General features: G+C 69.1%; 13 protein-coding genes. 5 read left to right on the top strand and 8 right to left on the bottom strand.

Going from position 1 to position 13530, the window contains the following annotated elements:
- Positions 1-77 precede the first annotated feature (77 nt).
- The 8 genes from BMX17_RS03605 to BMX17_RS03640 form a co-directional block, all read right to left on the bottom strand.
- Complete coding sequence (locus tag BMX17_RS03605; RefSeq protein ID WP_139203418.1) at positions 78-1772, bottom strand: ComEC/Rec2 family competence protein; 1695 nt, start codon at positions 1770-1772, stop codon at positions 78-80.
- A 66-nt stretch (positions 1773-1838) separates the two neighbouring features.
- Positions 1839-2315, bottom strand: a complete 477-nt coding sequence (locus BMX17_RS03610; RefSeq protein ID WP_092657738.1) for a DUF7285 family protein — start codon at positions 2313-2315, stop codon at positions 1839-1841.
- Entirely contained in the window at positions 2293-2814 is a 522-nt protein-coding gene (locus tag BMX17_RS03615; protein WP_092657740.1) for a DUF7283 family protein, read from the bottom strand. The genes BMX17_RS03610 and BMX17_RS03615 overlap by 23 nt, the downstream gene beginning before the upstream one ends.
- Before the next feature lie 63 nt (positions 2815-2877).
- Complete coding sequence (locus BMX17_RS03620; RefSeq protein WP_244514927.1) at positions 2878-4803, bottom strand: secretion system protein; 1926 nt, start codon at positions 4801-4803, stop codon at positions 2878-2880.
- Positions 4800-6728, bottom strand: coding sequence for a type II/IV secretion system ATPase subunit (locus tag BMX17_RS03625; RefSeq protein WP_092657742.1), 1929 nt, complete (start codon positions 6726-6728; stop codon positions 4800-4802). Before BMX17_RS03625 ends, BMX17_RS03620 begins: the two co-directional genes overlap by 4 nt.
- A 40-nt stretch (positions 6729-6768) precedes the next feature.
- Positions 6769-7221 carry a DUF7311 family protein gene (locus tag BMX17_RS03630; RefSeq protein WP_092657744.1) on the bottom strand — a complete coding sequence of 151 codons (453 nt, stop codon included), beginning with the start codon at positions 7219-7221 and terminating at the stop codon, positions 6769-6771.
- Positions 7218-8084 (bottom strand): DUF7310 family coiled-coil domain-containing protein, encoded by an 867-nt coding sequence (locus BMX17_RS03635; protein WP_092657746.1) that lies wholly within the window; start codon positions 8082-8084, stop codon positions 7218-7220. Before BMX17_RS03635 ends, BMX17_RS03630 begins: the two co-directional genes overlap by 4 nt.
- 66 nt (positions 8085-8150) lie before the next feature.
- Positions 8151-9260 (bottom strand): ATP-binding protein, encoded by a 1110-nt coding sequence (locus BMX17_RS03640; RefSeq protein WP_092657748.1) that lies wholly within the window; start codon positions 9258-9260, stop codon positions 8151-8153.
- 75 nt (positions 9261-9335) lie between these two features.
- Between BMX17_RS03640 and BMX17_RS03645 the strand changes: the two genes are divergently transcribed.
- The 5 genes from BMX17_RS03645 to BMX17_RS03665 all read left to right on the top strand — a co-directional run bounded on the left by BMX17_RS03645 (position 9336) and on the right by BMX17_RS03665 (position 13529).
- Positions 9336-9812, top strand: coding sequence for a hypothetical protein (locus BMX17_RS03645; RefSeq protein ID WP_211611275.1), 477 nt, complete (start codon positions 9336-9338; stop codon positions 9810-9812).
- A gap of 16 nt (positions 9813-9828) precedes the next feature.
- Positions 9829-11067 (top strand): DUF8167 domain-containing protein, encoded by a 1239-nt coding sequence (locus BMX17_RS03650; protein WP_092657750.1) that lies wholly within the window; start codon positions 9829-9831, stop codon positions 11065-11067.
- Positions 11064-12293, top strand: a complete 1230-nt coding sequence (locus BMX17_RS03655; RefSeq protein ID WP_092657752.1) for a DUF8167 domain-containing protein — start codon at positions 11064-11066, stop codon at positions 12291-12293. The genes BMX17_RS03650 and BMX17_RS03655 overlap by 4 nt, the downstream gene beginning before the upstream one ends.
- An 85-nt stretch (positions 12294-12378) precedes the next feature.
- Positions 12379-12750: a DUF7857 domain-containing protein gene (locus tag BMX17_RS03660; RefSeq protein WP_092657754.1), complete on the top strand. Its 372-nt coding sequence runs from the start codon at positions 12379-12381 to the stop codon at positions 12748-12750.
- Positions 12747-13529, top strand: a complete 783-nt coding sequence (locus BMX17_RS03665; protein ID WP_092657756.1) for a MinD/ParA family ATP-binding protein — start codon at positions 12747-12749, stop codon at positions 13527-13529. Before BMX17_RS03660 ends, BMX17_RS03665 begins: the two co-directional genes overlap by 4 nt.
- Position 13530: the final 1 nt, after the last annotated feature.

Genomic DNA, 13530 nt, shown 5'->3' on the forward strand with positions numbered 1-13530 from the left:
GGGGCGCTGTCGGCCGGTCTACAGACTGAGCAGGCCGAGTGCCCCGGGGCATGACCGTGAGGCGGTTCACGCTCCGGTCAGGTACCGCTACAGAGGGCACCGCCGTGGGTCGGCCCGTCGGCCATACCCACGAGGGAGCCTGCATCGGCCGAATGGGCCGTCTGTCGAGCGTCACCGTCTTCCGATTCAGGGGTCAGCCAGAGGGAATCCCCGCCGTCTTTGACCACGTACTCCACGTTTCCGTGGACACCGGTCCAGTACGTGGAGATGCCGGCATCGTCCAGCGCCTGCAGCACCGGTGCGTCCGGCCCCTTCCGATCTTCCTTGACGTTGGAGATGACGGCACTCTCCAGCCCGGGCGTTCGACAGTAGATCGGCTCGTCGAGGAGTGACGTCTCGGAGCCGTGATGGGCCACCTGAACGACATCCGCACCCCTGAAGGGCCCGGTCCCGTCCCAGAGATATCGTTTCGTGTTTGCCCGGATGTCACTGCCGAACGCAAATTTCGTCCCGCCCCACTCGAGACTCATCACGATCGAGTTACAGTCCTTCAGTTTGCCACTCGATGTGCCGCCGCCACACGGGTGTCCGGATTTCTGCGTCCAGAGACCGTCCACCGGATGATGCACCGTAACTTCCATCGAGTCAGTGCCGAGGTCGATTTCGTCCCCGTCATCTTCCTGCAGTGTCTCTATGTGATCGTACGAGTCAGGTTCGTTCGGGAGGCCGTCGCCTTGTAACTCGCCCTGGTGATAGACTGTGCCAAATTCGACGCCGTCGATCTTGTCGACGAAGTTGAGGTGGTCGCCGTGGTTGTGTGTGACAACGAGATACTCCACCTCGTATGGCTCGTCGCCGACGTCATCGAGGGTGTCGTGAATTACCTCTTCGACCCGGTCACTGGGATGCTGGCCGTACTTGTCGGGGTGTTTTCGTGAGCCGGCGTCGATCAGCATACTCTGGCCATCGGTTCCGTTGACGAAGATCGCCGTCCCCTTGCCGACGTTGATGAAGTTCACGCTGAGTTCACTGTCGGGACACCCGGCAGCATCGTCGTCGTCATCGGCGACCGTCGCTGTCGGCGTCCCGACACCGCCACGCAACGCCAGTCCGGCACTACCCGAGAGATGGCAGAGATCACCGTAGTCGTCATCGTCGTCGTCGACGTACTCGCTGACCGTCTCGACGGTGCCCTGGTGACCGTCGGGCACGAACGCCTGAAACGCCGACAGTCCGCCGGCGTCGGCCTGCTGGATGTTAGCGCACTCGCTGGCGGTCACGTCCGTCTGGGGGTCGAAATCCGCGCCGGTGTACTTCCAGGTTTTCGTACACTCCTTCAGCGAGTGTTTCGGTCTGCTCCCAGCGATGTCACCCGGTCCGAGGCTACCGGTGGGCTGGACCGTCCCACCCGGTGTCATCAGGACGATGGGCGTCACGTTCCGGAAGTCGATCGGTTCGACTTCCCCCACTTTCCGCTGGAGCCCGTTGATCTCCAGCGAGACGGGCTGGGACTGGCGAATGTAGCTGGTCGCACCACTCGACATCGGTGACCCACTGGTTGCCGTGACCTCGAAGCGAGCGTACTCACCTTGCACCTGCACGTTCAGGTTGTTGACCGACAGATACCAGTAGGTCGGCCACGGGATCAACGGGAGTCCCGGCCGCGGGAGGAACATATGGTTCCGGGCCGCAAACGACGAGTACAGCGTGTTCTCGGGATCCGAGATCGTCTCACCGTTCGGGCGTACCGCCGGCACCGTGTCACGAGTCACCGGCTTGGCCGTCAGGTACGTCGGCGACCCGTGGATCTGATAGCTAACGTTGCCGGCGAACAGTTCTCACGTCCAGACGGACACGGTGAGCTGGCCCCCCTCCACGTCGCCGGGCGACTCCCGGACGGGAACCGGCCGGGTCGCGTTGTTCGCCACGTCGGGCACGCCGTCCGGTGGGGCGTCGCCGGCCGGCGAACTGTCGGACTCGAAGTAGTGCTGGTCGACCACCTCGACTTTGCCGTCGGCACCAATTCTCGTCACCGCGACGTAGACGTTGTACCCCTCCGGAAGGTCGGTCGCGTCGCCACTCGTTCCGACCAGCCTGTTCTCGATCCGTGTCGACCCGTCGAAGACGCCGTTGGTCTGAATCTCGTTCCAGACACGGTCCTGGGTCGCGCCCTTGACGTGGCGGTCGCTGTTGCCGGGCAACACGTCCGAGAGGTAGCCGCCGTACAGCGCCAGTCCCAGTGCCACAACAGAGACGGCCACCAGCGCCGCGAGCGGCTCGGTCTGGCCCCGGTCACCCGTCGACGAGCGTGACACTGATACCCCTCCAGTTGACCGTCCGCACACGGAGTTGTCCGTTGGCTGTCCACCAGTCCGGCTCGTCGTTTCGCGCTTCGTCGTTCATCTCGTCTTTCGCATCGTCGATGTCGGTCTCGAATTTCGTCTCCTTCTGGCTCGGCGTGCCCGAGTAGACCTCGGTGGGCGAGGCCCCGTGGAGCACCTCGTCGAGTTGCTCGTCGTCGTCGTGACGGACGAAGACCATCTGGCCGAAGGAGATGCTCTCCTCGGCACTGCCACCGTCCTCGCTTTCCATCCGGATCCGCTTCGTTCCCACCCAGAGCCGGTCGGCGTCGTGCTCGTAGCTCGCGCTGGCGTTCTGGGTGCTCGCCGCCACCCGGTCGATGGTGTTGGCCGCCGCGTTGGCGTCCGGCGGGGCCGCCGACGGGAGCCCCAGCGCCACACCGGCCATGGCGACACTGATCAGCGAGACGCCGAGAAACACGTACCAGGCGTCCGCCGGTGCCTCGAAGTCCATACCCCCCTTGGCACCGTGATCGTACTTAAACCGAAGCGATGGTCAGCTGGTTGTCATACTGGCCTACATGATCGAGCCGACGATGTAGAGCGTCATCGCGTAGATGGGGACGGCGAACACGAGCGACTGGCCGATCTTGTACCCGACGAGCGAGCGGTCGAGGCCGTGCCGGAGACCGATCGAGAGGGCGGTCAGGATGAAACAGAGCGTGATGACGTAGACGCCGACGACGATGCCCAGCGGTTCGACGGGCATCGGCTCCACGTCGGCGGCCGCCGCGCCCTCGCCGACCATCCCGCCGGCCAGTCCCACGGTGGCACCGCCGACCATCGGGCCAAAAAACGACGCCGTGTGTTCGAGCGTGTTCGTCACCGTCGCCAGCGCCCGCTTGGTCTCGCCCTCGACCTCCTGGAGTTCTTCGAGGTGGTCGGCCATCGAGACGATGGCCCGGCCCGCGGGCTGGCCCTCGTCGGCGGCGATCGAGAGCAGGGAGGCAGTCCCCTCCGCACGCGGGCTCGGGATGTCCTTGAGTGCGCCGTAGTCACCGAGGAAAGCCTCGTGGACGCTCGTGCGCAGTCGGCGCTGGATACCAGCGGCGTCGGCGAAGACCTCGCCGGTCTCCTCGGGCACGCGGTCGCCGGCGTGGGCGATGGCCGACTCGACGGCCTCGTCCTCGTCGACCTGTCGTCCGACCAGATAGAGCGCGTCGACGAGGTGTTCCTCCACGTCCCGGACGTAGTCCCGAACGTTCTTGATCGGCTGGTAGGCCGCGAGCAAGAACGACCCGAGCCCGAGCCCGAGCGCGACGATCGGAGCCAGATGGCTCACCGGACCGACGACCGACGCGACGGGCGCGAGCGGGGGGACACGCCCGACCAGCCCGGCGAACTGGAGCAGGCCGAAGGCGAACCCACCCACCCCGAGGCCGATCAGGAGCGGTTTCGTCACCCGGTCGGGCACGTCCGGGTGGGCGCGGCTGACCTGTGGCGGCGGGAAGGCGACGGGCCGCCGGGTGAGCAACCACGCGCTGGCCGCCAGCAGGATCAACGGCAGGGTGAGGTTGTACAGCACCACGAACACCCAGATCGAGACCGGATATCCCGCCAGCGTGGCCGCCGGAATCAGCGCCACCAGCGCCATCGGGAGCATGACGCCGAAGGCGTACAGCGCCGTCGTCGGCCCCTGGATCGCGGAGGTGAACGCCGCCATCTGGTTGCGCGTCCCGTCGAGAATCGCACTGAGAGCCCGGTCCAGCGTCCGCCCGCGCTCGCCCTCCGGCGCGTCCTGTGCGGTCACGAGCAGGGCGGCCGACCGCCGGATCGCCGGGAACTCTTCCGCCCACTCGTCGGCGAAGGATGTCAGCCCGGTTCGGGGCGTCCCGATGGACCGGTCGATGTGCGCCGAGAGGCTCTCTGCCAGCGGCCCACGTCCGGTGTCGGCGGCGAACCGGACGGCGTTCTCGGTGGCAGGTTGGATCTGCATCCGCAGGACCGCCCGCCCGATCAGGTTCGGTGTGTCACCGAGCGCCCGCGTCCGCCGGAGGTCGGCCAGCACGTGCGGCGTAGAGTGGACGCCGTGGATGACCCCCAGCGGCAACAACAGCATCAGGAAGGCGACGGCGGACAAAGGGAGCGGCGACATGATCAGAGGGACGAGCGCGAACAGCGAGAGCATCCCCGCGCCGTACCCGGCCCGAACGACCGTCTCCGCGCGGTACGCCGACTGGAGAAAGGACAGCGAGTCGGCCAGTTCGTCGCTCGTCTCGACCTCGTAGGGGTAGAGGCTCGCCAGCCCGTGGACGACGGTCGAGAGTTCGACGATGGGCTCGCGGGACCGCTCGGCCCGCCGCTGTCGCCGGCGCTCGCGCCGGGACGCGGCTCCCGAGGAGCCAGCGGCGTCGGCCTCCTGTCCCGTCAGGAAGCCCTGCACTCGGCTCCCGAGGTCGTCCTCGCTTCCCTCCTCGGCGTCGGCCGCCGTCGGCGAACTCATACATTCTCCCGGCCCGCGTAGGCCGCTGCCACCTCCCGGGGACTCGTCCGGCCGTCGTCTGCCAGTTCCGCGAGCAACCGACTCCGCCGATCGATGGCCGCCCTGATGTCGGCGTAGGTTTCGCCCGGTCCGGTCAGCCGGTCGATAAAGCGGCTCTCACCGCGGTCGATCCGGCCCGTCGACTGGGCCTGGTCGCCCTCGATCTCGTACAGCGGCTCGAACCAGATGTCCTCGCCGCTGACCATCACCTCCTCGATGCGGGCGAGCCTGCGTTTCCGGCCCTGTGCCGTTCGGTAGGCCTGCACCGTCACCACGAGGTCGGTCGCGCCGAACGACGACGGCGGGACGCCCAGATCCGAGACGACCCGCTCGTACACCTCCTCGGCCCCGTCGCCGTGGATCGTCCCCAGCACCGCGTTGGCGTTGGCCCCGACCCGCATCGCTTCGTAGAGGACCTGTGCCTCCTCGCCGCGGATCTCCCCGACGACCAGCGCCCCGTCGCCGAGACGGAGCGCCGTCCGCAGGGCGTCCGTCGCGGTGATCTCCGGTCCCTCGCCGGTCCCGGTCCGCAGGGCCTGTACGTCCCGGTCGACCGACTGGAGCGGTTTCACTGGTAACTCGGGCGTGTCCTCGATCACGACGGTCCGCGTGTCCGGCGTCAACTCGTACAGCAGCGTCCCCAGCAGGGTCGTCTTCCCGGCGCCGCGGGTCCCGGCGATCAGCGCCGCGGCGTTGCGCTCGATGGCGACCGAGAGGAACGCCGCCACCTCCGGGGACATGGTGTCGTTGGCCACCAGCGACGGGAGCGTGAACTGGTCGTCGGCCTGCTCCCGGAAGGCGAAGGCCACGCCCTCCGCGACCGGATCGGTGATCCCGGCGATCCGGAGGTCGATGCCGTTGTCCAGTCCCGCGGTCGCGTCGACAGTCGGGCTCGCCCGGGAGAAGGCCCGGCCGCTGGTCCGCCGGATGCGGGAGGCAAGCGCCTCCGCGCCGCTCTCGGTCATGTGGACGTTCGTCGTCATCGACTGGCCGTCGACGACGACCCGGACGGGATTGGCCGACACCGGCGAGGTGACGTACACGTCGGTCACGCGGTCGTCGGCGAACAGGTCCTCGAGGACGCCGTAGCCGCTCGTGTGTTTCGCGAGGATCGCGGTCAGGAGTGGGTCGACCGCGTCGTCGGTGACGTGTTCGATGGCCCGCGAGGCCGCCCGCTCGCCGTCGACGAGGCCGTTGGCGATGGCCTCGTAGGCGTCGAGCAGGATCTCGCGTTCCGCCGGCGACAGGGTGAGATCGACGGGATCGAGCGCGTACAGCGGGACGCTGTCGTCCCGCCGGTAGATGCGCGCCTCGCTACCCGTCGACAGTGACGTGACCCCTTCGAGCCGGGCGTCCTCGGTGACCGCCTGATCGACGTAGTAGTCGGCGATCCGCAGACCCACGTCCGGAGCCAGCGCGGCGTAGTCCGGAATCGCCGCCGCGGCGTCGAGCAGGCCCGACTCGACGCCCACGTCCGCGACGGGGCCGACACGCGTCTCCAGTTCCGCGGCCACGTCGAGCGGGTCGCTCGCGGCGGCGTCGGCCAGACGCTCGTCGCGGTCGCCCAGCAGGTCGACGAACCGCCCGGCCGCAGACAGCAGCGAGACGGTGGCGTCGTCGTAGCGGTACTCCCGACCGTTCGATTCGACGACGATACCCCCGGCGTCCCGGTCGACGAGTTGTTCGACGACCGCCTGCCGGCAGACGGTCGACTGCGAGAGGTCGCCGTCACAGTCCGTGGCGTCGACCGCTAACAGTCGATCCTCGAACCGCATCCGGCAGGAACACGTCTGGTCCGGCTCGTCGGACCCCAGTCCGAACAGTCCCCCGAGCCCCGCGTCGGCCAGCAGCGACTCGATGGAGAAACCGGACGCGTTCTGTGACATATCCCCAGTGGCCGCGTGATCCGGTTTAAAATTAGCCACCCTAGGGTCGCCGCAGGAACACCGTCGGCGCACCCGATTCGTTGCGCTCGTAGGTCAGGACGAACTCCTTTTCCCCCGTGCCGCCGAGTTCGATCGTCCCGTCGGCGGCGCTGGCCACTGGCGCGTCGATGAACAGCCGCTGTCGGGATCGCCCCTCGACGGTGTAGCGGACGACGCTCAGGTTCGACCGGACGCGCTCGATCTCGAAGTCCGTGACGGGCCGGGAGAGCAAGGAATCGCCCGGGAACCGGAGCGTGATCGAGCGCCGTGCGCCGGTCTCCCCTTCCGGCGGGAGCTCCTCGTTCTCGACGAGCGAGACGGCAGCCTGCTCGATCTTGGCGACCTGATTGGCCATCTGCTGGTCGCTCTGCTTGCCGGCCGTGTCCTCGACGGCCGGCATCGCGATGCCCAGAATCGCGACCGTGAGCAACACGGCCAGCACGTACCGGATCACGACAGCTTCGAGCGTAGCGAGGCCAACAGCCCGCCCGACTCGTCGGACTCGCCGGACTGATCGGTGGTCCGGCCGCCGGTATCGGCCGACTCGGCCCGACCCCCGTCAGCGCCGGCGAGGCTCCGCTCGACGCTCTCCTGATCGGCCGACTCGACCGACTCCGAGTCCGCGCGGTCCCCGTTCGACCGGGTGCCCCGCGTCCCTCCCGCACCAGTGGGCGTCCCGGACCCGCCGGTCGACCCCCGACGATCGGGCGACCGTTCGCCCGCCTGCTGGCCACCGTTGGCCGCGTGCGCAGTGCCCGACTGCCCGTTTTCGCCGACCGACTGCGCGTCGCCATCGGTCCGGCGGTCGGCACCGTCGGCCCCGATCACGTCGTCGACCGCCCGCTCGGCCTCGCTCGGGTCCTCGAATATGTCATCGTCACTTCCCGCCGGTCCGTCGGTCGCGGGATGGGGCTCGCCGGCCCCGGACGCGCCGACCGCCGTGCCCGCGTTCGCGTCACCGTCCGTCCCGTCGGCCGCGGGCACCGTCACACCGTCACCGCCGGCGGCCGCGCGCGCCTCCGCGTCGAGTTCGTCGACGCGACGCTCCAGACGGTCGACGGCCGCCACCGCGGCGTCGGCCCGCCGCTCGACGTCGTCGTTGACGGCCTCGATGTTCGAGACGTACCCCTCGACCGCCTGGGCCGATCCCTCCAGATCCGCGACCCGGCGTTCGAGCTCTTCGAGCCGCGACTCGATCCGCTCGACGTCCTCGGCCAGCGCCGCCACGTCGGCGAGTTCGTCCAGCTCGAAGTCCCCGTCGACGACCGTCCGCTCGACGGCGGCGAGCCGCTGTTCGATCCGCTCGATGTCGGTCATGCTCCGCTTGGCCGCCTCTTCGTACTTAAACCTAGAACGGGGCGGCGGTGCCGTTCGCTGGTCCCCTCAGCCGTCTCCGGTTGCTTCCTCACCCGAGTCCCCGCCGTCGACCACCACGTCGCTGGCGTTGGGACTGTCCCCACCGTGGGGCGTGTCCCGCCGCCGGATCTGGGCGGCGTGAACGGTCTCCGTCGAGTCGTCGATGATGACGACTTCTCCGGTATCGGTGGGCATCCGATCCTCGTCGGCCAGCGAGGAGTTCATGTACGTCGGCTGGGCCGCCTGCAGGGCGTCGAGGTCCGCCTCGGAGGTCAGCCGATGGGAGATCAGCACGTCCGACTGGGAGATGCCGACCTCCGGCACCGCGCTCGGGCGCTGGGTCGCCATGATGAGGCTGACACCGGGCGCACGCCCCCGCGTGAGAATCGTCTCTAACGTCGACTCGGCGACCCCCTGGAAGAAGGTGTGGGCCTCGTCGATCAACAGCCAGGGGAGCCGGTCGATTGTCTCGGTCTCGCGGGCCCGGTACAGCGCCTCGCCGATGCCACGCGCCACGGCGTTCATCGGGTCGGTGTCCATCCCCGCGACGTTGATCACCGTAATCTCCGGCCCCGCCAGATCCTGGGCCGTCAGCCCGTCGGCGTCGAACACGCCCCACGCCTCGGCCATGTCGACGTGGTTGCTCGCCGCCCGCTTGTCGGTATCCGGCGCGTCCGTCGCCTCGATTTCCGCGCGCATCCCGTCGAGCGTGTCGGCCTCGCCCGCGGCCTGCCAGAGGAGGCTCCCGGCCCCGCTCTCGACCGGGAGCCCCAGCAGCGCACACCACGACCGCGGGTCCAGCGCCGAGGGCGCGACCGCGGGCTCCTCGATCACGTCGGCCAGCACCGGGTCCGCGTCGCCCCGCGTCGGCTGGGAAAGCGTCGTGAACACGTCCATCGGGTCGACGATGACGGGCGCGACGCCGCGAGCCCGCGCAAGCGACTCCGCGATGACCCCCAGCGTGTAGGACTTCCCGTAGCCACGCTTGCCGACGATCAGCATGGCGTGTGGGCCGTCGAGATCGAGATACAGCGGTGCCCCTTCGCTCCCGTCCAGCGCCCGGTAGGCACCGAGCCGGCCCGAGGGTCCCGCGTCGAGATCCTGCCCACGCCCGATGACGAACTCCTGGCCAGTCACACCTCGGTCTGGCCCAGCCTTCGTATTTCAACCTTGGCTCCAAGGTTTAAGACAGAAGACGAATCCAAGGGGGGTGTGACTCGAAAGCAATCGTTCCGCGGGGACGAGCGGGCGATCGAGGGACTCCCGATCCGCCTCGTGATCGCGCTCGTCGTGGGTGTGGCCAGTCTCGCAATCATGATGCAACTGCTCGGCGGGATCGGGACCGTCGGACAGACGGAAGTTAAGCTAGAGACACAGGACGACGGGATCGCCTCGGTCACGGACAGCAGTGGAAACGACCAGCCCGTGACGTACACGGTCGAAGTCACCGATACCGAGGGGAAGTCGGTCGACGGTGAATCGACGCTCATCATCAGCGGTGGGAGTGTCGAACTCACCAGTGGCACCGAGACGCGGACGATCAGTGGCTCACAGACGATCGAGATCGAACACGACAAGATCGACTTCCGGTCCGATCAGGTCAAGGGAACGCTCAAGGTGACCATCGAACCCCCAGGCGACAGCAACTACGTGGACGAAGAGACCCAGGAACTGATGGTCACGAAGTAACGATCGAGGAAAACTAATGGCAGCACCGTCGCTTCCGGTCGAAGTGCTGCTGGGCATCTCCTTTGGCGTCCTGCTCGGGATCGTCGTCTCCTTCGCCGTCGGGGTGTTCAGCTTCACGATCAGCTACTACTGGGACCAGGAACTCTCCCAGGTCGCCGTCGTCGTGCTCATCCTGCCGCTGGTGGCGGTCGACGCGCTGTATATCGGGATCATCGGATCGGGCGTCCAGCAGGTCCCGCGACTGCTGATCGGCCTGCTCGTCATCGTCATGATCGCGCTGTACGCCAACAGCCAGGGTCAAAAGATCGCGGCCGAACTGCCACGGGAGACGACACAGCCGACCGAGCGCAAGCGCACCCTGTCGGCCGAGGCGGTCGACGCCGTGGACGGGCTCGGACAGGTGACGATCCGGACGGCCGGCGAGATCCAGGAGATCGACGGCTACCCGTCGCTGTCGCCCGACGTTCGGACCACGCTGGCGGAGGGGGCCTGGCGGCTCCCCGCCGACCTCCCGCTCCCGGAACTGGAGCGGCGACTCGAAGACCAGTTGCGGACCGACCACGACCTCGGCGAGGTCTCGGTCTCGATCGACGGGCGCGGCCGGGCGACGATCACCGCCGCGCCGCCGACTGCCGGCGTCGCCAGCCAGGTCCCCGACGGCTGGCGGGCCGTCTCGGTTGCGGCGCTGCTCCCGACCGGGTTGACGGCCGAGGACGAGGTGAGCGTCCGGACCGCCGAGGGATCGGTCGCGGGCACGGTACTCGGTATCGACCGGACTGCGGGCGATTCCGACGAAGTGGTGCCCGACGGCGGGGCCACGACAGCATCGGGCGAGGGCCGCGTCACGGTGGCCGTCCCCGCGTCGGCGGCCGGCACCCTGCTCGACGCCGAGCGGGGTCGGATCGTCGTCGAACCCCGCGGTCGCCGCCACGACTTCGAGGCGTTCTCGCTGCTGGACGGGACGGACCGGACGATCCGGCGGCTCACGCTGACGCCGGCGGTCCGCGAGGCGCTGGCCGACGACGAGATCCAGCCGCTGGCGGTCCGTGGCGACGTGGACGCCGCCGACGCCGAAGTGGCGGACACTGACAGCACCGACGAGACGCCGGACGCCGATCCCGCCGAGCGCGGGGCGCGACACGGCTGGACGTTCGGGCCGGCACAGGCAGCGCTCGAACGGGCCGAGGAGGCGTTCGTGGTCGGCGAAACTGCCGTCCTGCGTCGACTGGACGAGCAAACGGAGGCAGCGCGATGATCGATCCGATTCTCCTCCAGTCGCTGGCCGGGGACTGGACCAAGCGCTCGCTGTTGCACATCCTCGGGTTCGGGCTGTACGCCGGCGTCGTCGCGACGGGCGTCGCCTTCGTCTACCGGAAGTACACGACCTACCCGCTCCCCATCGGGGCGAGCATCGTCGTCGGGACCGTGTTCCCGGCGATCTGGCTGAACCTCGTGGGCCTGCTCCGCGACGTGATCGTCCAGCCCACGCCGCTGCTGCACTACGGTACCGGCGCGTACCTGCTGGGCGCCTTCTTCGTCAGTGCCGTCGCGTCGGCGGGCGGCCGGTGGATCGGCGACCACCTCGCCTGCGAGGTGTTCGGGATCACGCGACTGGACGCCCACGGTGAACTCGCGCGACTGGTCCGCTCGGCCGGCCTCGTCATCGCCGTCGAGTTGCCCGATACCGTGGCCGACGCCGAAGGGTACCCGTCGGTCGACGAGGCCGTCAAGCGGGAACTGGCGGGCCGGCGGCTGCTGTTCCCCCGTCGGCTCTCGGTCGAGGAGCTGGAGTCGCGGCTGGTCACCCGGATCGAGCGGGACTTTCCCGTCGATCACGTGTCGGTCTCGGTCACCGACGAGGGCGAGGTGACCTACCTCGCCGTCGGGACACGGCCGGCGGGCATCGGCCCGTCGCTCCCGCCAGAGACCGTCGCAGTCGCCGTGCGGGGCGACCCGCCCGCCGACGCCAGCACGGGCGACCCCGTCGAGGTGTGGACCGACGACGACGCGGACGCACAGTTGGTCGCCACGGGCACCTTCCGGGCGAGCGTCGGCGACGTGACGACCCTGCAGGTGGCCGCCGACGACGCCGACGACCTGGCCGCGGCGACGCGCTACCGGCTAGTGACCCAGCCAGCCGACCCCGACGACGTGAACGAACTCGTCTCGGTCGTCCGGGTGGCCGACGAGACGGTGACCTCCGTGACGGTCGCGCAGGGCGGCGCGCTGGACGGCGAGTTCGCCGGCTGGCTCCCCGTCGACGTGCTGGTCGTCGACCGCGGCGGCGAGACGGTTCCGTTCCCCGACGACCGCGACCCGCTGCAGGCGGGCGACACCGTCTACGTCCTCGGGACGCCGGGTCAGCTCCGTGACCTCGCGGAATACGAGCGCGACCGCGACCGACAGCGCAACGGCGAGGGCGAGCCAGTGGCGGCGGACACCGCCGGGGCCGAGACGGAAGCGGCGGCCAGCGACGACTGAGTGGCGATTCGGCGCCGAGCCGGCAGGCCGCGGATGTTCCCCTGCCGTGTTGAACTTTATACGCGATAGCGAGGCCACCAGTGGTATGCACGAGGAGTGGATCGACGACACGGACGTGCGGCGGCGTGCCGGGGTGACGTTCGTGAGCGCGACCGTGGCGAACGACCGGTCGACGCCTCAGGTCGTCCGGCTGCGCAGTCGCATCGACGGGCCGACCTGGTCGCCCGGGCTGGACGACCGGACGGCCCCGGAGTGGTCGGGCGACGTGTGGGAAGCGACGGTCCAGCCGGGCCGCCGGCGCGGGGTTGGCTTCGCCAGCTCCGGCGAACCGGTCGACGAGCCACTCGAAGTCGTCTCGGTCACACGCGCCGAGGACGACCGAGCCGGGACCGAGGAAGTGCTCGCCGATCTGGACGCGTGGTCGCCGCCGAGCGACCTCCTGGCCGAGGACCCATGATCGTCGCCGTCACCGGCGGGAAAGGCGGCGTCGGCAAGTCGACCGTCTCGCTGAACCTCGGGCGAGAACTCGACGCCGTCGTCGTCGACGGCGACCTGGCGACCGCCGACCTGCCCCGCGGGACGGGCCCAGACCTCCACGACGTGCTGGCGGGCCGGACCGATCCCGTCGACGCCGTCGCGGAGTTCGGCTCGATCAAGATCCTTCCCTGTGGCCGGACACTGGAGGGGGCCCGTGCCTCCCGACTCGACGGCATCGTCGAGACCGTCGGCGCGGTCGAGCGCCAGTACGGCACGGTCGTGATCGACTGTCCGGCCGGCCTGGCCCGCGACGTGGGGATGCAACTCCACAGCGCCGACGTGTCGGTGATCGTGACGACCGCGAAGAAGCCGGCCCTGCTGAACGCCTACCGAACGCGGGAACTCTCGCTCAACGTCGACACGCCGCTGGCCAGCGTCGCGCTCAACATGGTCCGGGACGGGCCCGGCGCGAACGACGGCGACCAGGGATTCTCGGTCGGTGACTACACGCTGGGCGGCAGTGGCGAGGCGAGTGACGGCGAGCAGACAGGGACTGACGCCATCGCCGAGCGGATCGAAGCGACGTTCGGCGCGCCGACGACCGTCGTCCCGAAACACCGGGCAGTCGCACAGGCTCAGGCCGACTGGGAGCCGGTGCGGGACCACGCTCCGGACTGTGCCGCCGTCGACAGCTTCGAGCGCCTGGCCCGCCGGATCGAGGCCTGCGAGAGCCGGATCGGGACGCGTATCGACGCCTGAG

Source organism: Halorientalis persicus (assembly GCF_900110215.1).
GTDB lineage: Archaea > Halobacteriota > Halobacteria > Halobacteriales > Haloarculaceae > Halorientalis > Halorientalis persica.

Bases quoted from the DNA above. Each gene is read 5' to 3' on its own strand.
- BMX17_RS03615 (WP_092657740.1), bottom strand. From the start codon at position 2,814: ATGGACTTCGAGGCACCGGCGGACGCCTGGTACGTGTTTCTCGGCGTC.
- BMX17_RS03620 (WP_244514927.1), bottom strand. From the start codon at position 4,803: ATGAGTTCGCCGACGGCGGCCGACGCCGAGGAGGGAAGCGAGGACGAC.
- BMX17_RS03625 (WP_092657742.1), bottom strand. From the start codon at position 6,728: ATGTCACAGAACGCGTCCGGTTTCTCCATCGAGTCGCTGCTGGCCGAC.
- BMX17_RS03635 (WP_092657746.1), bottom strand. From the start codon at position 8,084: ATGACCGACATCGAGCGGATCGAACAGCGGCTCGCCGCCGTCGAGCGG.
- BMX17_RS03650 (WP_092657750.1), top strand. From the start codon at position 9,829: ATGGCAGCACCGTCGCTTCCGGTCGAAGTGCTGCTGGGCATCTCCTTT.
- BMX17_RS03655 (WP_092657752.1), top strand. From the start codon at position 11,064: ATGATCGATCCGATTCTCCTCCAGTCGCTGGCCGGGGACTGGACCAAG.
- BMX17_RS03660 (WP_092657754.1), top strand. From the start codon at position 12,379: ATGCACGAGGAGTGGATCGACGACACGGACGTGCGGCGGCGTGCCGGG.
- BMX17_RS03665 (WP_092657756.1), top strand. From the start codon at position 12,747: ATGATCGTCGCCGTCACCGGCGGGAAAGGCGGCGTCGGCAAGTCGACC.